At 68.7% G+C, this 18,747-nt stretch carries 18 protein-coding genes and 1 pseudogene; 5 read left to right on the forward strand and 14 right to left on the reverse strand.

The features are described from left to right. Positions 1 to 338: pseudogene (locus AC6LJ5_RS18035) on the forward strand (hypothetical protein); the annotation flags it as partial. 14 nt (positions 339 to 352) lie between these two features. Beyond that, positions 353 to 1,045, forward strand: a complete 693-nt coding sequence (locus AC6LJ5_RS18040) for a winged helix-turn-helix domain-containing protein (protein WP_392409821.1) — start codon at positions 353 to 355, stop codon at positions 1,043 to 1,045. A 10-nt stretch (positions 1,046 to 1,055) separates the two neighbouring features. Here the strand turns inward: AC6LJ5_RS18040 and AC6LJ5_RS18045 are convergent, their stop codons facing one another. Further along, positions 1,056 to 3,254, reverse strand: a complete 2,199-nt coding sequence (locus AC6LJ5_RS18045) for a mechanosensitive ion channel family protein (protein ID WP_103275641.1) — start codon at positions 3,252 to 3,254, stop codon at positions 1,056 to 1,058. 279 nt (positions 3,255 to 3,533) lie between these two features. On the opposite strand from AC6LJ5_RS18045, the gene AC6LJ5_RS18050 reads away from it, so the two are divergent. After that, positions 3,534 to 3,839, forward strand: a complete 306-nt coding sequence (locus AC6LJ5_RS18050; RefSeq protein WP_498141196.1) for a hypothetical protein — start codon at positions 3,534 to 3,536, stop codon at positions 3,837 to 3,839. A 6-nt stretch (positions 3,840 to 3,845) separates the two neighbouring features. Here the strand turns inward: AC6LJ5_RS18050 and yfaE are convergent, their stop codons facing one another. The 13 genes from yfaE to AC6LJ5_RS18115 all read right to left on the reverse strand — a co-directional run bounded on the left by yfaE (position 3,846) and on the right by AC6LJ5_RS18115 (position 17,217). Then, positions 3,846 to 4,127, reverse strand: coding sequence for a class I ribonucleotide reductase maintenance protein YfaE (gene yfaE, locus AC6LJ5_RS18055; RefSeq protein WP_498141197.1), 282 nt, complete (start codon positions 4,125 to 4,127; stop codon positions 3,846 to 3,848). Beyond that, positions 4,124 to 5,257 (reverse strand): class Ia ribonucleoside-diphosphate reductase subunit beta, encoded by a 1,134-nt coding sequence (nrdB, locus tag AC6LJ5_RS18060; RefSeq protein WP_103275629.1) that lies wholly within the window; start codon positions 5,255 to 5,257, stop codon positions 4,124 to 4,126. Before nrdB ends, yfaE begins: the two co-directional genes overlap by 4 nt. A gap of 16 nt (positions 5,258 to 5,273) precedes the next feature. Further along, positions 5,274 to 7,553, reverse strand: a complete 2,280-nt coding sequence (gene nrdA, locus AC6LJ5_RS18065) for a class 1a ribonucleoside-diphosphate reductase subunit alpha (protein ID WP_498141198.1) — start codon at positions 7,551 to 7,553, stop codon at positions 5,274 to 5,276. Between the two features lie 290 nt (positions 7,554 to 7,843). Then, a complete protein-coding gene (locus tag AC6LJ5_RS18070) occupies positions 7,844 to 8,554 on the reverse strand; it encodes an ABC transporter ATP-binding protein (RefSeq protein WP_498141199.1) in 711 nt (236 codons plus the stop codon). Further along, positions 8,551 to 9,330, reverse strand: a complete 780-nt coding sequence (locus tag AC6LJ5_RS18075; protein ID WP_498141200.1) for an ABC transporter ATP-binding protein — start codon at positions 9,328 to 9,330, stop codon at positions 8,551 to 8,553. The genes AC6LJ5_RS18070 and AC6LJ5_RS18075 overlap by 4 nt, the downstream gene beginning before the upstream one ends. Continuing rightward, positions 9,327 to 10,313: a branched-chain amino acid ABC transporter permease gene (locus AC6LJ5_RS18080; RefSeq protein ID WP_392409806.1), complete on the reverse strand. Its 987-nt coding sequence runs from the start codon at positions 10,311 to 10,313 to the stop codon at positions 9,327 to 9,329. The genes AC6LJ5_RS18075 and AC6LJ5_RS18080 overlap by 4 nt, the downstream gene beginning before the upstream one ends. Before the next feature lie 11 nt (positions 10,314 to 10,324). Further along, positions 10,325 to 11,245, reverse strand: a complete 921-nt coding sequence (locus tag AC6LJ5_RS18085; protein ID WP_392409805.1) for a branched-chain amino acid ABC transporter permease — start codon at positions 11,243 to 11,245, stop codon at positions 10,325 to 10,327. Positions 11,246 to 11,279: 34 nt separating this feature from the next. Continuing rightward, the gene (locus tag AC6LJ5_RS18090) at positions 11,280 to 12,455 is read right to left on the reverse strand and encodes an ABC transporter substrate-binding protein (RefSeq protein WP_498141201.1); all 1,176 of its coding nucleotides are present in this window, start codon (positions 12,453 to 12,455) and stop codon (positions 11,280 to 11,282) included. A gap of 51 nt (positions 12,456 to 12,506) precedes the next feature. Then, a complete protein-coding gene (locus tag AC6LJ5_RS18095; protein ID WP_498141202.1) occupies positions 12,507 to 13,508 on the reverse strand; it encodes an amidohydrolase family protein in 1,002 nt (333 codons plus the stop codon). 24 nt (positions 13,509 to 13,532) lie between these two features. Continuing rightward, positions 13,533 to 14,084, reverse strand: coding sequence for a 3-hydroxyanthranilate 3,4-dioxygenase (locus tag AC6LJ5_RS18100; protein WP_212312851.1), 552 nt, complete (start codon positions 14,082 to 14,084; stop codon positions 13,533 to 13,535). Positions 14,085 to 14,234: 150 nt separating this feature from the next. After that, a complete protein-coding gene (locus AC6LJ5_RS18105; protein WP_498141203.1) occupies positions 14,235 to 15,209 on the reverse strand; it encodes a LysR substrate-binding domain-containing protein in 975 nt (324 codons plus the stop codon). Between the two features lie 93 nt (positions 15,210 to 15,302). Continuing rightward, the gene (locus tag AC6LJ5_RS18110; protein WP_498141204.1) at positions 15,303 to 15,734 is read right to left on the reverse strand and encodes a RidA family protein; all 432 of its coding nucleotides are present in this window, start codon (positions 15,732 to 15,734) and stop codon (positions 15,303 to 15,305) included. Positions 15,735 to 15,759: 25 nt separating this feature from the next. Further along, entirely contained in the window at positions 15,760 to 17,217 is a 1,458-nt protein-coding gene (locus AC6LJ5_RS18115) for a 2-hydroxymuconic semialdehyde dehydrogenase (protein ID WP_498141205.1), read from the reverse strand. A gap of 251 nt (positions 17,218 to 17,468) precedes the next feature. Here AC6LJ5_RS18115 and AC6LJ5_RS18120 point away from each other — a divergent pair, with 251 nt between their 5' ends. Next, a complete protein-coding gene (locus tag AC6LJ5_RS18120; RefSeq protein ID WP_103275616.1) occupies positions 17,469 to 17,957 on the forward strand; it encodes a MarR family winged helix-turn-helix transcriptional regulator in 489 nt (162 codons plus the stop codon). A 124-nt stretch (positions 17,958 to 18,081) separates the two neighbouring features. Beyond that, positions 18,082 to 18,738, forward strand: a complete 657-nt coding sequence (locus AC6LJ5_RS18125; protein ID WP_498141206.1) for a hypothetical protein — start codon at positions 18,082 to 18,084, stop codon at positions 18,736 to 18,738. Positions 18,739 to 18,747: the final 9 nt, after the last annotated feature.

Raw genomic sequence — 18,747 nt, forward strand, 5'->3', positions numbered from 1 at the left:
GTGCCCGCCGCGCCGCGCCGGGCACGGGGCGCTTGTGGCTGGGGGCGATCGCCGGCGTCTATGTCTGCCTGGCCGTCGTGGACCATGCGACCTTCTTCCGCGACCCGAGCGCCACGCGCAAGGTCGCGCCCGCCCTGGCCGGCGAGCAGCGGGCCTGCGTGGGCGATGTGCTGCTGGTGCGCCTGGATGACGACGTCGCCGAGTATCGCTGCCCCACGTCGGTGCTGCTGGGACGGCACTATCGCGAGGTTTTCGCGCCGTGGCCCGGTTATGACGCCGGATCCAGCGTCGCGCTCAAGCGGCAGCTCGACCCGCCGGCGGCCGACGCCCTGCACTGACGACGGACTTTCCCATGGCCAAGATCCTGCTCATCGCCGGCGACCTGACGCAGTCCGACCGGATGGCGGCGTTTCTCGCGCAGCACGATTTCGACCCGGCGCAGGTCAGGCGCGGCGATCTGGCCGTCCAGGCGTTTCGTCGGCATTGCGCCGAGATCGTGGTGCTGGACGCGTCGCCGCCCGGCCGGGATGGGCTGAAAGTCTGCCGCGATCTGCGCGCCCTCTCGGCCGTGCCGATCCTGATGCTCTCCGATATCCGCAACGGCCAGGCGCAAGTCCAGGCCCTGGACGCGGGCGCCGACGACTATGTGGTGAGGCCCGTGTCGCCACATGTGCTGCTGGCGCGGATACGCGCGCTGTTGCGCCGGCGCAATCGGTCGCCGCTGGCGCCGCATCGGCTGGCATTCGGCGAACTGGTCATCGACTGCGAGCAACGCCTGGCCTGGCAGCGCGGCGCCGAGGTGGCCCTGACCACGATGGAATTCGAGGTGCTCTGGGCGCTGGCGAGCGAAGCGGGCAGGGTGCTGTCCCGGCAAGCGCTGATGCTGCGGCTGCGCGGCATCAGCAATTCCGACCAGCGCAGCAACATCGACGCCTGGGTGAGCCGGCTGCGCCGCAAGCTGGAAGCGGACTGGCATGCCTCGTCCCGCATCAAGACGATCCGGGGCGAGGGCTATCTGTTCGTGCCGGAGATCGAAGGCGGCTGAGCCCGGGGCGTCAGGCCGGCTTGTCCGACGCCTCGTCCCGCTCGGGATTGCGGGACTGGCGCATCCGCGACAGCTGCACGTTCAGGCGCGGCATCGACGGTTCCAGCCCGGCCTGGTCCAGCCGGCGGCGCAGCCGCAGATTGAAGGCGCGCTGCACTTCCCATTGCCGCAGCGGCGCGGTCTTGAAGCGGAAGCGCAGCACGGCCTGGCCGTTGTCGAAGCTCTCCACGCCCTGCAGTTCCATGGGCGACCAGATGAAGGGATAGATCGTGGGGTCGCCGCGCAGCTCCGCCGCCACTTCGCGGACCAGGGCCACGGCGTCGTCGATCAGCATGGTGGCCGGCACCGGCCAGCGGAACATGGCGTAGCCGAACTCGCGCGAGTAGTTCTTGATGGTCTTGATCTGGCTGAACGGAATCGTGTGCACCACGCCGTCCAGGTCGCGCAGTCGCACGGTGCGGATGGTCAGCCCCTCGACCGTGCCCAGGTGGTTGCCCACATCCACGTAGTCGTCGATGGACAGGGAGTTCTCGATGATGATGAACAGGCCCGTGATCAGGTCCGTGACCAGCGACTGCGCGCCGAAGCCGATGGCCAGGCCGATGACGCCGGCGCCGGCCAGCAGCGGCGTGACGTTCATGCCCATGTTGGCCAGCGCCACGATGATGGCGATCACGGCGATGGTCGCCATGATGGTGTTGCGGATCAGCGGCAGCATGGTCAGCGCGCGGACATTGGCGCGGTTCTTGCCGCTGGTGCCCAGGGCGTGCTGCAAGGCAGTGTCCGTCAGGATCCAGATCAGCCAGGCCACCAGCATGGTGCCGACGAAGCTGGCCGCGCGCGGGCCGAATTGCGAACCACCGCCCTCCATCAGGCCGGCCAGCGACATGCCCAGCACGCGCAGGCCGATTTCCACGAACAGCAGCAGGTTGGCGATATAGAGCAGGGTGTAGCCGAAATACCTGAGCTGCCCCCGGTAGGCCATGCGCCGGTTGCCGTCGCGGCCGCCGCGCGCATAGGCGCGGCGGATGACGCCGCCGACGGCCATGCCCACGATCGCCACCAGCGCGCACAGCAGGGCCCGGCGCATGACCTGGCCGCTGTCGTCGGCGGCCGCCACCGTGCTGATCAGCGAGATGCCCACCAGCAGCAGGAACGGCACGAACCACAGCGGTCCGATCAGCCGCAGCAGCTCCTGCAGGCCGTGGCGCGTGGCGCGGCGCTCGCGCGGCTGGTTGCGGATCAGGTGGGTGATGGGGCGTCGAAAGCGCAGCACGAACAGCGCGCTCAGGAGCGCCGCCGTCACGTTGGCCAGCAGGCCCGCGAATTGCGAGACGCCGGGCCCGAACACGCTCATGATTTCCGGATCGTGCAGCGAATCGCCCAGCGCGGCCAGGCTGCCGATCAGCCATAGTGGCGGCAGCGCGCGCCGGTGCAGGATGTCCAGCGCCCGGGTACGGTGCGGGCCGTCCAGCAGCGTCAGGCAGATCAGCGACAGCGACGAGAACAGCGCGCCGGCCAGCAGCACATAGGCCAGCACCAGCGCGCCGAGCTGTCCCACGGAATCGGGCATGGCGACGGACAGGTACAGCGTGATCACGAAGGCGATGGCCCAGGGCGCCAGCTGCACCGCCGCCATCCACAGCAGCTGCCTGGGCTGCGACCGGCTGGGCGGAGTACTGGCTGCCTCGCGGCGGCGTGCCAGGCGTCGGGTGATCCAGCGCAGGCCCAGCGCCAGGCCCGCCCAGATCGCCGTGACGATCAGGAAGTCCCGGATCAGCGACGGCCATTCGCGCCAGGCGGGCAGGCCGGTTGTGATCTCGGTCCGCGCCTGCCGGTACAGCGTGCTCCAGCGCGCCACCGGGCTGTTGGGGCCGTCGAGCTGTTTCTCCAGGCTTTCGGCGGCTTCTCGAATGAAGGCGAGGATGCCGCCCTGGGCTGTCTGCGTATCCTGCTTGGTCGCGTCGCGCAATTGCTTCAGGCGGTTCAGCAGTTCCGTGCGCGTCTTGTCGTTTTCCAGCGTCTGGATGACCTGGTCGAGCGATTGCTTCAGCTGCGCGTTGTCGACCGGTTTTTCGGCGCTGGCTCCGGTCAGCGCGCCCAGCGGGCCGGGCAGGGCGGCGGAGGCGGTCGTGGCGAGGTTCAGGCCCAGGACGAACAGGAACAGCGACAGGCAGTGTAAGAGGGCGGAACGGGTCCAGGCGCGCACGATTGCTTCCGTATTGATGATAGGGACAGGTTTTATCGGAGTATTGGATGGGCCGCAAGGGCGGCTCCGGCCCGCGCGCCGGACAATGCCAAGCCCAGGCTTGGAAAAAGGCGGCGGCGGGCCGACGCCGCCGCGCCCCACAGATCTTCACAGATGAACACAAGTCTCCCGCACAAATGCGCCGGGGCCGGGCGCACAATGCGCTCAGTCATGGCCGAGGCGCGCGCGGGAGCGCGGGCGGCCGCGACCGACTTCTCCCGCTTACAGAGGATGCCCATCATGCCGACCTTACATCGTATGCAGACCCTTGCCGCCGCCGCCTTGCTCTGCGCGACGGCGGCCGTGTCGGCCCCGCCCGTCGCGCCCGAGGTTCCCCCGGACACGCCCAAGCCCGTCGTGGTGCGGACCGACGACGCGCCGCAAGGCACGGCCGCGCCGGCCGCTTCGCGGGAAGGCTTGCGCATCGGGCTGTCGGATAGCGGCACCAAGCTGGTGCTGCCCTGGTTCGTCACGGAACTGACCGACGCGGTCAATCAGGGCAAGTCGGCCGGCGATACCGCCAAGGCGCTGGCGCAAGGCTTCTGAGGGCCGTCAGGGTTCCGAAAGCGCCTCGTCCGCCTGCCGCAGCCAGCACGCGACGGCGACGGGGCCGTCGGGCCGGCAGCAGCAGGGCAGCACCTCGCCCGGCGCGACGAAGGCCAGCGGTGCCGTCGTGTACGACACTTTGCCGGCCTCCAGCTTCAGCCGGCACGTGCCGCAGTAGCCGCTGCGGCACTGGTACTCGACATCGTGCCCGGTGCGCTCCAGGCCCTCCAGCAGCGTCTCGCCCTCTTGCAGGCGGAACGTGGCGTCGGACGTGGAGACGGTCGTCACAGCTCGATGTCGCTCAGGTCGTCGGGCGATACCTGGGCGTCGATCTGGCCGACCAGGTAGGAGCTCAGTTCCACTTCCTGCGGCGCGACCTGCACGGTGTCCGAGGACAGCCAGGTGTTGATCCACGGGATCGGGTTGTGCTTGACCTGGGCGAAGGCCGGCGCCAGGCCCACGGCCGTCATGCGCAGGTTGGTGATGTACTCGACGTACTGGCTCAGGATGTCCTTGTTCAGGCCGATCATGGAGCCGTCGCGGAACAGGTACTCGGCCCAGAGCTTTTCCTGGGTGGCGGCGCGCTTGAACATCTCGAAGCATTCCTGCTCGGTCTCGCGCGCGATCTTGGCGAAGTCCGGGTCGTCCTGGCCCGAGCGCATGATGTTCAGCAGGTGCTGCGTGCCGGTCAGGTGCAGCGCCTCGTCGCGGGCGATCAGGCGGATGATCTTGGCGTTGCCTTCCATCAGCTTGCGTTCCGCGAAGGCGAACGAGCAGGCGAAGCTGACGTAGAAGCGGATGGCTTCCAGGATGTTCACGCTCATCAGGCACAGATACGTCTTCTTCTTCAGCTCGTATTCCGAGATGCGATGCGTCTTGCCGTTGATGACGTGCTCGCCCACGCCCAGCTGCGCGTACAGCATGGACGGGCCGATCAGGTCGTCGTAGTACGAGGCGATGTCGGCCGCGCGCAGCCGGATGTTCTCGTTGCTGACGATGTCGTCGAAGATCACCGAGGGATCGGGGACGATGTTGCGGATGATGTGCGTGTACGAGCGCGAGTGGATCGTCTCCGAGAACGCCCAGGTCTCGATCCAGGTCTCCAGCTCGGGCAGCGACACCAGCGGCAGGAAGGCGACGTTGGGGCTGCGGCCCTGGATCGAATCCAGCAGCGTCTGGTACTTCAGGTTGCTGATGAAGATGTGCTTCTCATGCTCGGGCAGGCCCTGGTAGTCCAGGCGGTCCTGCGAGATGTCGACCTCTTCGGGCCGCCAGAAGAACGACAGCTGCTTCTCGATCAGCTTCTCGAAGATCGCGTATTTCTGCTGGTCGTAGCGCGCGACGTTGACCGGCTGGCCGAAGAACATCGGTTCGGTCAACGGGTTGTTGCTGGTCTGGGAAAAAATGCTGTAAGCCATGATGCGGATGTTTTCGTCAGATCTTGCAGGCGCCGCCGGCGCAGCCGTCGTCCTGCACTTCGCCGTGCGCATCGTCGGCGCCGTCGCGGGTGTTGTGGTAGTACAGGGTCTTCAGGCCGTACTTGTAGGCCAGCAGCAGGTCCTTGAGCAGCTGCTTCATCGGCACGCGGCCGCCTTCGTAGCGCTGCGGGTCGTAGTTGGTGTTGGCCGAGATCGACTGGTCGACGAACTTCTGCATGATGCCGACCAGCTTCAGGTAGGACTCATTGCCGGACATCTGCCACAGCAGTTCGTACTTGTCCTTTAGGCGCTCGAATTCCGGCACCACCTGGCGCAGGATGCCGTCCTTGGACTGCTTGACCGACACCAGGCCGCGCGGCGGTTCGATGCCGTTGGTGGCGTTGGCGATCTGGCTGGACGTTTCCGAGGGCATCAGCGCCGTCAGCGTGGAGTTGCGCAGGCCGTGCTCGCGGATGTCGGCGCGCAGCGCTTCCCAGTCCAGGCGCAGCGGTTCGGCGCAGATGCCGTCCACGTCCTTCTTGTAGCTGTCGATCGGCAGCACGCCGGCGCTGTAGGTGGTTTCGTTGAAACCCGAGCAGGGGCCGAACTCGCGCGCCAGCTGCGACGAGGCCTTCAGCAGGTAGTACTGGATGGCTTCGAAGGTGCGGTGCGTCAGGCCCAGCGCGGCCGGTTCGGAATAACGCGTGCCGTGCTTGGCCAGGTAGTAGGCGTAGTTGATCACGCCCACGCCCAGCGGGCGGCGCTTCATGGTGGCGGCGCGCGCCGCCGGGATCGGGTAGCCCGGGTAGTCGAGCAGCGCGTCGAGCGCGCGCACGGCCAGGTCGGCCAGGCCTTCCAGTTCGTCCAGCGTTTCCAGCGCGCCCAGGTTGAAGGCCGACAGCGTGCACAGCGCGATTTCGCCGTCCGGGCCGTTGACATCGCTCAGCGCCTTGGTCGGCAGCGCGATTTCCATGCACAGGTTCGACTGGCGCACCGGCGCGACCTGGGGATCGAACGGGCTGTGCGTGTTGCAGTGGTCGACGTTCTGGATGTAGATGCGGCCGGTGCTGGCGCGCTCCTGCATCATCAGCGAGAACAGTTCCACGGCCGGCAGGCTGCGCTTGCGGATGGCGGGATCCTGCTCGTATTGCAGGTACAGGCGCTCGAACTCGTCCTGGTCGGCGAAGAAGGCTTCGTACAGGCCCGGGGTGTCGTGCGGCGAGAACAGCGTGATGTCCTGCGACTTGATCAGGCGCTGGTACAGCAGGCGGTTGACCTGCACGCCGTAGTCCAGGTGACGGATGCGGTTTTCCTCGACGCCGCGGTTGTTCTTGAGCACCAGCAGCGATTCGACTTCCAGGTGCCACAGCGGGTAGAACAGGGTGGCCGCGCCGCCGCGCACGCCGCCTTGCGAGCACGACTTGACCGCCGCCTGGAACATCTTGAAGAAGGGCAGGCAGCCGGTGTGCAGCGCTTCGCCGCCACGGATCTCGCTGCCCAGGGCGCGGATGCGGCCGCCGTTGATGCCGATGCCGGCGCGCTGCGACACGTACTTGACGATGGCGCTGGTGGTGGCGTTGACGCTGTCCAGATCGTCGTCGCATTCGATCAGCACGCAGGAGCTGAACTGGCGCATCGGCGTGCGCACGCCCGCCATGATGGGCGTGGGCAGCGAGATCTTGAAGCGCGACACCGCGTCGTAGAAACGCTTGACGTAGCCCAGGCGCGTCTGCGCGGGGTACTTCGCGAACAGGCACATCGCCACCAGCAGGTACAGGAACTGCGGGCTTTCGTAGATGCGCTTGGTGACGCGGTTCTGGATCAGGTACTTGCCCTCCATCTGCTTGACCGCGGCGTAGGCGAAGTTCATGTCGCGCCAGTGGTTGATGTAGCCGTTCAGCTCGTCGAATTCCTCGCGGCTGTAGTCGGCCAGCAGGTGCGCGTCGTACTTGCCCTGTTCGGTCAGGTTGCGCACGTGGTCGTACAGGTGCGGCGGCTCGAACTGGCCGTAGGCGATCTTGCGCAGGTGGAAGATCGCCAGGCGCGCGGCCAGGTACTGGTAGTTGGGCGTTTCCTCGGAAATCAGGTCCGCGGCGGACTTGATGATGGTCTCGTGGATGGCGTCGGTGCGGATGCCGTCGTAGAACTGGATATGCGAACGCATTTCCACCTGCGACACCGAGACGTTCTCCAGGCCGTTGGCGGCCCAGTCGATGACGCGGTGGATCTTGTCCAGATCGATGGGCTCCATACGCCCATCACGCTTGGTGACCATCATTGCTGCTTGTTTTTCCATGGCGGACTGCATAGCTCCTGCGGCTGGGAAAGGACGAGCGACGTCCTTCCGAGTGATCGGAATGTTCGGGTTCGAGATTGGGGCCGACCGCCAGGGCTGGCGGGGCATGTGCCGTCGCTCGGAAGCCCGTGCCGGATGGCGGCGGGGCTATCGAGGCGGCTGGAGTGACAACACTATAGGTAGTGTATCACTGGTTTGGGTTGACTAGATATTGTGCTTTATCAAGACCTACGGTTTCGTAGGGATATATGGGCGGATCGGGCCGGAAACGCGTACCCTCGGGCCGCGAACTATACCGAAAGATAGCGCAGCAGGCGCGCCTCGTCGTCGATGAAGGCCTGGGAATCGCCGCTCCAGGCCACCCGGCCCGTCTCGATGATGGCGTGGCGGTCGGCCGCCGCCAGCAGCGGTTCGAGGTTCTTGTCGATGCACAGCACCGCCAGCCCCGTGCGCTTCAGGCCGTCCAGCGCCCGCCAGATTTCCTCGCGCACCACCGGCGCCAGGCCCTCGGTGGCCTCGTCCAGGATCAGCAGGCGCGGATTGGTCAGCAGCGCGCGGCCGATGGCCAGCATCTGCTGCTCGCCGCCGGACAGGTGGCTGCCCAGGTGGCGGGCGCGTTCAGCCAGCCGGGGGAACAGCGCGTAGACGCGCTCCAGCGTCCAGGGCTGCGCCAGCCGCTGGCGGTTGTGCGCGGTGGCGACCAGGTTCTCGCGCACCGACAGATTGGGGAAAATGTGCCGGCCCTCGGGCACCAGGCCGATGCCGCACTGCGCCACCTGGTAGGCCGGCAGCGCGCCGATGTCGCGCCCGTCGAAGCGGATCTCGCCCCGGCTGGCGCGGTTCAGGCCCATGATGGCCTTGACCGTGGTGGACTTGCCCATGCCGTTGCGGCCCAGCAGCGAGACGAATTCGCCGGCCCCGATCTCCAGGTCGATCCCGAACAGCGCCTGGCTGGCGCCATAGTGCGCGGTGACGCCGCGCAGCGACAGCAGCGCGCTCATGCCGCGACTCCCTGCGGGCGGCGGTCCGCGCGCCGGCGTTCGCTGCCCAGATAGCATTCGCGCACCTGGGGATCGTTGCGGATCTCGTCCGCGCTGCCGCAGGCCAGGACGCGGCCGTACACCAGCACGGTGACGCGGTCGGACAGGGCGAACACCGCCTGCATGTCGTGCTCCACCAGCAGGATGCTGTATTGCCGGCGCAGCCCGTGCAGCAGCGCGGTCATGGCCTCGGATTCGTGCTGGCTCATGCCCGCCATGGGTTCATCCAGCAGCAGCAGGGTCGGGCGGCAGGCCAGCACCATGGCCAGCTCCAGCTGGCGCAGCTCGCCATGCGCCAGCGCGCCGGCCGGCACATCGGCGCGGCGGCCCAGGCCGGCCAGTTCCAGCGCCGCGCGGGCCGGTTCCCGCAGCGCCGGCGTCGCGCGCGCCGGCCGCCAGAAGCGGAAGCTGTGGCCGCGCCGCGCCTGCACCGCCATGGCCACGTTCTCCAGCGCGGTGAAGGGCTTGAACACCGAGGTGATCTGGTACGAGCGCGCCAGCCCGCGCCGCACGCGCCGTTCGATGGGCATGCGGGTCACGTCCACGCCGTCCAGCAGCACCCGGCCGCCGTCCGGCCGCAGCTCGCCGCTGAGCTGGCCGATCAGCGTGGTCTTGCCCGCGCCGTTGGGGCCGATCACGGCGTGCAGCTCGCCCGGCCGCACCTCCAGCGACAGATCGTCCGTGACGGTCAGGCCGCCGTAGCGCTTGAGCAGGTGTTCGACGCGCAGCGCGCTCATCGCGGTTCTCCGGTGGGGCAGGGCAGGGCGCGCGCGGCGGCCGGACGCCAGGGCGTTTCCGGCAAGGCGCCGTACAGGCCGCGCCGCGACAGCAGCACCACGCCCACGATCAGCAGGCCCATCGGCAGCATCCAGTGGTCGGTCAGCAGCTTGAGCCCTTCCTCCAGCAGCAGGAAGGCCAGGGCGCCGGCGACCGGGCCGAACAGCGTGCCCATGCCGCCCAGCGCCACCATCACGATCAGTTCGCCGGAGGTGGTCCAGGCCAGGTACGAGGGCGAGACATACAGCGTCAGATTGGCCAGCAGCACGCCCGCCACGCCGCACAGCATCGCCGACAGCACATAGGCCGCCAGCCGGTAGCGCAGCGTGGCGTAGCCCAGCGCGCGCATGCGCCGCTCATTGGCCTGGCAGCCGCGCAGCGCCATGCCGAAGGGGGCATGGATCAGCCGGTGCAGCGCGGCCAGCGCCAGCAGCAGCACGCCGAACGCCGCGTAGTACAGCGCCAGCGGCGTGTCGAGCCGGAACAGGCTGAAGTCGCTGCCGGCGAACAGCGACATGCCGTCGTCGCCGCCGTAGCCTTCCAGCCCGGTGGCCAGGAAATAGAACATCTGCGCGAAAGCCAGCGTGATCATGATGAAGGCGATGCCGGAGGTGCGCAGCGCCACGTAGCCGCTGACCAGGCCGACCAGGGCGCAGGCGCCGAGCGCGGCCGCCAGGTGCAGCCAGCCGTTCTCGATGCCGTGGTGGCTCAGCACGCCCACGGCGTAGGCGCCCAGGCCCAGGTACAGCGCATGGCCGAAGCTGACCATGCCGCCGTAACCGAGCAGCAGGTTCAGGGCCAGCGCGGCGATGCCGTACACCAGCACCCGGCCGAACAGCGCCAGCAGGAAGGGTTCGCCCTGCCACTGCGCATACAGCGGCACCAGCGCCAGCACCAGCAGCAGCGAACCGGCAGCCAGCGCGCGGGGAGAGAATCGAAGCATGTCGAGGTCTCCTATCCGTGCCGCACGGGGAACAGGCCCTGCGGCCGCAGCGCCAGCACCAGCGCCATGACGACATAGATCAGCATCGAGGCGATCGCCGGGCCGGCCGCGTTGGCCGCCGCCGGCGGCAGCGCCGCGCGCAGCAGGGCCGGCAGCAGCGCGCGGCCCAGCGTGTCGACCAGGCCCACCATCAGCGCCGCCAGGAAGGCGCCGCGCACCGAGCCGATGCCGCCGATGACGATCACCACCAGCGTCAGGATCAGGATCGGCTCGCCCATGCCGGTCTGCGCCGACAGGATCGGGCCCGCCATCAGCCCCGCCACGCCGGCCAGCACCGCGCCCAGCACGAACAGCAGCGTGTTCAGCCGCGCGATGTTCACGCCCAGCGCGCCCACCATCATGCGGTCGGTGGAGCCGGCGCGGATCAGCATGCCGAGCCGCGTGCGGTGGATCAGCGCGTAGCAGCCGGCCGCCACCGCCAGTCCCGCCACGATGATGAGGAAGCGGTATAGCGGATAGGTCACGCCGAGCAGGTCGATGGTGCCGGACAGCCAGGACGGCAGCCCCATGCTGATGGGCGCCGGACCCCAGATGATGCGCGTCAGCTCGTTGAAGAACAGGATGAAGCCGAAGGTGGCCAGCACCTGGTCCAGGTGCTCGCGCGGATAGAGCCGCGCCAGCGCGACTCGGTCCAGCAGCAGCCCGAGCAGCGCCATGCCGGCCACCACCGCCGCCGCGGCCAGCAGGAAGGAGCCGCTGTGGCGGAACACGGTGGCCGCGATGAAGGCGCCCATCATGTACAGCGAGCCGTGCGCCAGGTTGATGAAGTTCATGATGCCGAACACCAGCGTAAGGCCGGCGGCCAGCAGGAAAAGCAGGATACCCAGCTGCAGGCCGTTCAGGGCCTGCACCAGCAGCAGCGTCGCGGACATGGCGCCTTACCTCGTTCTTGCCTGTGGGGCGGCGTCACTTCATCGCGCATTGCGCGGCGTACTGGTCGGAGACCTTGGACAGGTCGGCGAAGATCGGCCCCTTGTTGACGAAGCCGACCTTGCCGTCCGCGCCCGCCGCCACGTCGGCGCGGAAGAAGCCGGCCGCCGGGAAGTGATTGGGCTGGTAGCGGAATTCGCCGCGCACCGAGGCGAAGTCGGCCGCCTCCAGCGCCTTGCGCAGCGCGTCCTTGTCGTCGACCTTGCCGCCGGTGCGCTTGAGCGCCGAGCCGATCAGCTGCGCCGCGTCCCAGGACTGGGCCGCGTAGCTGGACGGCTCGCGGCCGTACTTCTGGCGGAAGGCGGCGGCGAAGGCCTTGTTCGCGGCGTTGTCCAGATCGGGCGAATACGGCACGTTGGTGACCGCGCCCAGCGCGTCCTTCTGCAGGGCCGGCAGGGTGGCGCCGTCGATGGTGTCCACCGACAGCAGCGGGATCTTGTCGAACAGGCCGGCCTGGCGGTACTGCTTGACGAAGTTCACGCCCATGCCGCCGGGGAAGAACACATAGGCGGCGTCGGGCCTGGCGTCGGCCAGCGCGGCCAGCTCGACCGAGTAGTCGGGCTGGTTGACCTGGGTGAACACCTCGTTGACCACCTCGCCCTTGAAGAAGCGCTTGAAGCCGGCCATGGCGTCCTTGCCGGCCTGGTAGTTGGGCGCCAGCAGGTAGACCTTCTTGAAGCCCATCTGGTTGGCCATCTCGCCGCTGCCTTCGTGGCGCTGGGTGTTGTTCCACGAAGTCGAGAAGAAGAACGGCGTACAGTCCTTGCCGGCCAGGTTGGTGGGCCCGGCGTTCGAGCCCACCAGGAACACGCCCGCGCTGGTCACCGGCCGCGCCACGGCCAGCATGACGTTGGAATACACCACGCCCGTGATGATGGCGACCTTGTCGCTCTGCACCAGCTTGCGCGCGGCCTGCACGCCTACCTCGGGCTTGAACTGGTCGTCTTCCTTGATGACCTGCACCGGCACGCCGCCCAGCTTGCCGCCGCCCTGCTCGACGGCCAGCATGAAGCCGTCCAGCTGGTCCTGCCCCAGCACCGAGCCGGGGCCGGTCAGCGTGGTCAACAGGCCGATCTTGACCTCGGCCCAGGCGGCGGCGCCGGGGGCCAGTCCCAGGGCCGCGGCGGCGGCCAGCAGATAGATGCGTTTCATGTGTATCCCCTTGCGTTGCCGTGTCTCACGGTCATGGTTGGCGGCGGGACGTCAGCGGTCCAGTCCGAAGAACGTTTGCGTATTGCCCGACAGGATCTTCTGCTGCACGGCGGGCAGCAGGTCGGCGTTGGACACCAGCCGGCCGACTTCCTGCTCGCCCAGCGGATAGGGGTAATCGGAGCCGAGCAGCACGCGGTCCTCGCCCATCACGTCGATCAGGAGGCGCAGCGAACGCGGATCGAACACGGCGCTGTCGACATAGAAGCGGTCGGTGTAGGACGAAGGCAGCTGGGGGCAGTCCTGGCGCACGATGTCGCGGTGGCGCCAGGCGTTGTCGACCCGGCCCAGCAGGAAGGCGAAGCTGCCGCCGCCATGGGCGAAGCAGAGCTTGAGGCTGCGCGGAATGCGCTCGAAGGCGCCGGACAGGATCAGCGACAGGATGCCGAGCTGGGTCTCGGCGGGCATGGCCACCAGCCAGGGCAGCATCCAGCGCTTCATGCGGCCGTCGGTCATCATGTCCCAGGGATGCACCAGCACCGGGATGCCCTCGTCGGCGCAATGCACCAGGAAGTTCACCAGTGTGTCGTCGTCCAGGTCGCGCGGGCCGACATGGTTGCCGATCTGCACGCCCAGGTGGCCGGCGGCGCGGGCGCGCGAAGCCTCCCGGCAGGCCAGGTCCAGGTCCTGCAGCGGCACCTGGGCCAGCGCTTTCAGGCGGTCGGGCGCATGGGCGCAGTGCTCCAGCGCCAGGTCGTTCATGCGCGCGGCCCAGTCCGCCGCGGCCCGGGCCGGATAGGCATAGCCGAACATCACCGGCGTGGCGCACAGGATCTGCAGGTCGACCCCGTGGCGGTCCATCTGCGCCACGCGCAGCGCGGGGTCCCACAGCGTGGCGTCGACCGGGCGGAACGGGCGGTCGCCGGCCATGATCTGGCCGGTCGAGCCGTCGCCGTCGCGCCGCAGCCAGGGCGCGTCGACCGGGTCCAGCGCCGCCGCTTCCTGCCGCGTGATGGGCGGGAAGAAGTGCGCGTGCATATCGATTTTCAGGGGCATGGGTAAGACAGGTAGAGTGGGGCGTCAGGCGGGCGCCGCCTGGGCGGCGGGGGCTTGCGTCTTGCCGGGATGCAGCGCGCCGCAGCCGGGGCAGGTGCGCCGCGCTTCGTTGGAATAGAAGGCTTCGAACAGCGGCGGCAGGTCGGTGACGATGCTCTTGAGCTGCACCTCGACCCGGTGCACCAGGTGGCCGCACTGCGGGCAATACCATTCGAAGCCGTCCAGCAGCCCGGGCGGGCGCTGGCGCTCGATGACCAGGCAGGCGCTGCCGGTCTCGGGCCGCTGCGGCGAATGGCGCACGTGCGGCGGCAGCAGGAAGATGTCGCCTTCCTTCAGATCCACGCGTTCGGGCTTGCCGTCGATCCACAGCGACAGCCAGGCATTGCCGCGCACCTGGTAGAAGAACTCCTCCAGCGGATCGTCGTGGTAGTCGGTGCGCAGGTTGGGGCCGCCGACCACCGTGACGATGAAATCGGCGTCCTGCCAGATCTGCTGGTTGCCGACGGGCGGCTGCAACAGATGCGCGTGATCCTGGATCCAGCGCTGGAAATTCAAGGGCGGGCCGTAGGCGGGCATGGGGGACTCCGGTGGCGCTTGCGGACTTCGATGACTGGAAGTCTAGGGGGGGAAGGCGGCTGCCGTGCAATAGAAATTGCGCGGTTGGATATGCGGCTTATCTATCGCGGGGTTTCCCTGAACGGGCTTACCCGGATGCGGCCGGGCGGATCAGGCGGGGTGCGGACTGGCGTCGCGCTGCGCCGCGACCCGCTTCAGGTAGTCGACCAGCCGCAGGCAGGCCGGCGTCAAGGGCCGGTCGGCGCGGATCGAATAGCCGACGTCGCCGAACGCGCCGAAGGCGTCGGTGGGCAGGCGCGTCAGAACGCCCATGGCCAGGAACTGGGCCGCGGCGTCGTAGGGCATCAGCGCCAGCGCGTCGCTGTGCATCAGGATGCCGATATTGGTCAGCAGCGACAGCGATTCGACGTGACGCGTGGGCAGGCGCACGCCGGCGTCGAAGAAGCTGCGCTCGATCGAGGCGCGCAGCGGCGAGGTGGGGGCGGGCAGGATCCAGATGTGGTCCGCCAGCTCGGCCAGCGACACCCGCGCGGCCCCGGCCAGCGGATGGCTGGCGCCGGCCACCAGGCAAAGGTCCTCGCGGTACAGCTTGTGATGGTCGACGGCCACGCCCGAGATCGAGGCCATGTCGGCGCCCGGCAGCCGCCCGACCACGATGTCGACGTCGCCCGTGGCCAGCGCCGGCAGCAGCTGCGCCGACGGGCCCTCGCGCACCGTGACCTGGATGCCGGGATGCTCGGTCATCAGCCGCGCGATGGCCTCGGGCAGCAGCTTGGCCGAGGCCGCGATCAGCGTGCCCACGACCACGTGGCCGCTGGCGCCGCCGAGCACCGCGTCGATGTCGTCGGCCATGTAGCGGATCTCGGCCATCATGGCGTGCACGCGCCGGCCCAGCACCAGCGCCAGCTCTGTCGGCGTGACGCCGCGGTTGGAGCGCTCGAACAGCGTCGCGCCGAAGAAGGCCTCCAGATCGTGGATGGCCTTGGTGACGGTGGGCTGGGTCAGGTGCATCTCGCTGGCGGCGCGCGACAGCGAGCGGCGCGCCAGCACGCGTTCGAAGATCTGCAGCTGGTGCAGCTTCAGCTTGTGGCTGAGCGCGTTGGGCGTGATGCGGAAGTTCGACATGCGCGCGGCCGTCCCGGCTTGCGGGCCGGGGCGGCGATCCTGTTCCGAAGGAAGGGCCGGAAGACGGTCTGGCGCCATCGCCGCGCCTGTCCGCTAGCGCGCCAGCGGCTTGTAGGCGACCGCCTTGATTTCAATCAGCAATTGCGGGTGCGGCAGCTGATGGACCGCCACGGTGGTGCGCGCCGGCCCATCGGCGTCGAAGAACTCGCCGTAGACCTGATTGTAGCCACCGAAGTCGTTCATGTTGACCAGGAAAGTACTGATCTCGACCACGTCGGCCAGGCCGGCGCCGGCGCTGGCCAGGATGTCGCGGATGTTCTCGATCACGGCGCGGGTCTGCGCGCGGATGTCGAGCGTGGCGGTGCCCATGGCGTCGACCTCGGCGCCGGCGATGCGGTTGTCGGGCAGGCGCGAGCTGGTGCCGGAGACGAACAGGAAATCGCCGGCGCGCTTGATGTGGGGATACTTGCCGCGCGGCGTGGCCTTGCCGGCGACGACGGTGGCATTGACGGGGGACTGGATCATGAGGGGTCCTTGGAGGAGTGAGGCATCACAGCTTGATGCAGACGTTGGTGGGTTCGGTGTAGAAGTGCAGCGAGTGACGGCCGCCTTCGCGGCCGATGCCGGACAGGCCGCTGCCGCCGAAGGGCGTGCGCAGGTCGCGCAGGAACCAGCAGTTGACCCAGGCCAGCCCCACTTTCATCGCCTGCGCCACGCGGTGGCCGCGCGTCAGATTCTGGGTCCAGACGGCGGCGGCCAGGCCGTAGCGGCTGTCGTTGGCCATTCGGATGGCTTCTTCCTCGGTGTCGAACGGCGCCACGTGGCAGACCGGGCCGAACACTTCCTCCTTGATGCAGCGCGCGCTTTCGGGCAGGCCGGTCCAGATGGTCGGTTCCACGTAGGCGCCGGCGTCGCGGGCGTCGCCGAACGTGGGCACGCCGCCGCCGGTGACGACGGTGGCGCCTTCCTCGCGCGCCAGCGCGAAATACGCCAGTACCTTGTCGCGATGCTCGCGCGACACCAGCGGGCCCATGCCAGTCTGCGGATCGTCAGGCCAGCCGACGCGCAGCGCCCGCGCGCGCTCGGCCAGCGCGGCGACGAAGCGCTCGTAGATTGGGCGCTCGACATAGACGCGCTCGGTGCACAGGCAGACCTGGCCGCAGTTGGCGAAGACCGAGCGCGCGGTGCCGTCGACGGCGGCCTCGAAGTCGGCGTCGGCGAACACCAGCGCGGCGTTCTTGCCGCCCAGCTCGAAGGACACGGGCTTCACGCCCGGCGCCACGGCGCGCATGATGGCCGCTCCGGTGGCCGATTCGCCGGTGAAGGTGATGCCGTCGATATCGGGATGCGTGGTGATGAATTCACCCGCCGAACCCGGGCCGAAGCCATGCGTCAGGTTGAGCACGCCGGGGGGCAGGCCGACCTCGTGCGCGACCTCGGCCAGCAGGGTTGCGGTGGACGGCGTCACTTCCGACGGTTTCATGATGACGGTGTTGCCGAAGGCCAACGCCGGCGCCACCTTCCAGGTCAGCAGCAGCAGCGGCAGGTTCCACGGCGAGATCACGCCGACCGCGCCCAGCGGCTTGCGGTACGCGTAGTTCAGCGCCTGCCGGCCGTCGGGCGTGTCGGTCATGTAGCTTTCCATGTCCAGCGTGCGCGCCAGCTCGGCGAAGGCGCGGAAATTCGCGGCCCCGCGCGGGATGTCGATCTGGCAGGCCCAGGACACCGGCTTGCCGGTGTCGCCGATCTCGGCCTGCAGGAAGTCGTCGAAGCGGCGGGTGATGCCGTCGGCCAGCGCCAGCAGCTGATCGGTGCGCGCGGCCACCGGCAGGGCGGCCCAGGCCGGCAAGGCGCGCCTTGCGGCGGCGACGGCGCGGTCGACCTGCTCGCGGCTGGCCTCGTGGACCTGGGCGATCAGCGCGTGATCGACTGGGCTGTGCTTGTCGAAGGTCGAGGCGCCGTCTTCGAAACGGCCGTCGATGTAATTGCGTAGCTGGCGGATCGTCATGATCGGGATTCCTGGGAACAGGTCGCGCGGCGTGGCGGGTACCGGCAATAAAATACGTATACGTACTATATTGACGATCTTAGGCGGCGCGTCCGGCGAAGTCAACGCCGGGTTTTGCCCAAGGCGAGCGCTGCCGCGTTGGCGTCGCCTGGCCGCGCGGAGACGGGCCGGGGGCCGGGCCCGGGAGCCAGCGTCTTTCGGCGTCGGCCGCCTGTGCCTACAATCGCCTGGCCTATTTCATGGAAAGCCCGATGACCGCCTCCCGTCCGACCGCCCGCCGTCCGGCCTCGTCCCGCGCCTTGCGGGACTTCGATCTGACCCAGGTGGCGTCGCACCTGTTGCGGCGGGCCCACTTCCGGGCCGAGGCGCTGTTCGCGCAGGCCTTTCCCGACGAGGACCTGACACCCCGGCAGAAGGCCCTGCTGATCACCGTCCACCAGCATCCCGGCGCCACCCAGAGCCGCATCGCCGAACTGATCGCGCTGGACCGCAATTCCTTCGCCGAGATGATCGCCCGCATGACGGCCAAGGGCTATGTGCGGCGCACGCGCTCGGCCGAGGATGCGCGCGCCTACGCGCTTGAAATCACCGAGGCCGGCCTGGACCTGCTGATGCGCGTGCTGCCGCGCGACGCGCAGGTCGAGGCGCAAGTGCTGGCGCCGCTGCCGGAGGAACTGCGGCCGGTGTTCCTGCGATGTTTGCGGATGATGGTGGGGGTGGAGGCGGATGAGGGGAAGTGAAGGGGCGTGCCGTGGTACGCTTTTTCCGATCCACAACCGGAGCCGAGCCTGGCGGACGCCGGGACGCGCGCTTTACGCCTACCTTCGCTGACGCCTCGCCAGCGCGCCAGCTCAAACAGACGGTGTGACCACCCCCATGACTGTTCGACGCATGCTGCTGGCGCTTGTCGCGCTGACCCTGTCGCCCGCGCTCAATGCCCAGGCCTATGCCGGAACGGCGGCCTGGACGCCGCCGGGACCGACCGTCTGCCGATTCTCCGGCTGGACGGTCAATGACAAGCCCGCGATCGCGGTGCGCGCGGAGGCGTCCGCGACCGCCAAGGTGGTCGGCAGCCTGCCGACGACGCGCGGCGAGAGTCTCGATCCGGCCCTGGACTACTACAGCGTCACGTTCGACCTGGTCGAGGCGCGCGATGGCTGGCTCAAGATCAAGGGCGCCAGCGACGAGATGAGCGAAAAGCCCCGGCCGGTGTACCAAGGCGAGGGATGGATCGAGGCCGGGGACATGCAGGTCGGCGTGCAGTCGGCGCGCGGTTACGCGCGTCCCGACGCCGGCAGCGAGCGGCTGCTCGACCTGAAGGGCGACTGGCTGCGCGACCGGGTCGCGCTGCGCGGCATCGTCGCCTGCGACGGTGAGTGGCTGCTGCTGGACTACGAGATGCGCAACGACGAGAAGCTGGAGCCGCTGGCGCCGAAGGACCGCAAGCGGGGGCGGGCGTGGTTCCGTGGCATCTGCGGGTCCGAGGAGACCAGTTGCGACATGCGCTCGGTCGACCCGTAGCGGGCCGGC

It is taken from the genome of Achromobacter sp. 1011791174 (assembly GCF_059760925.1).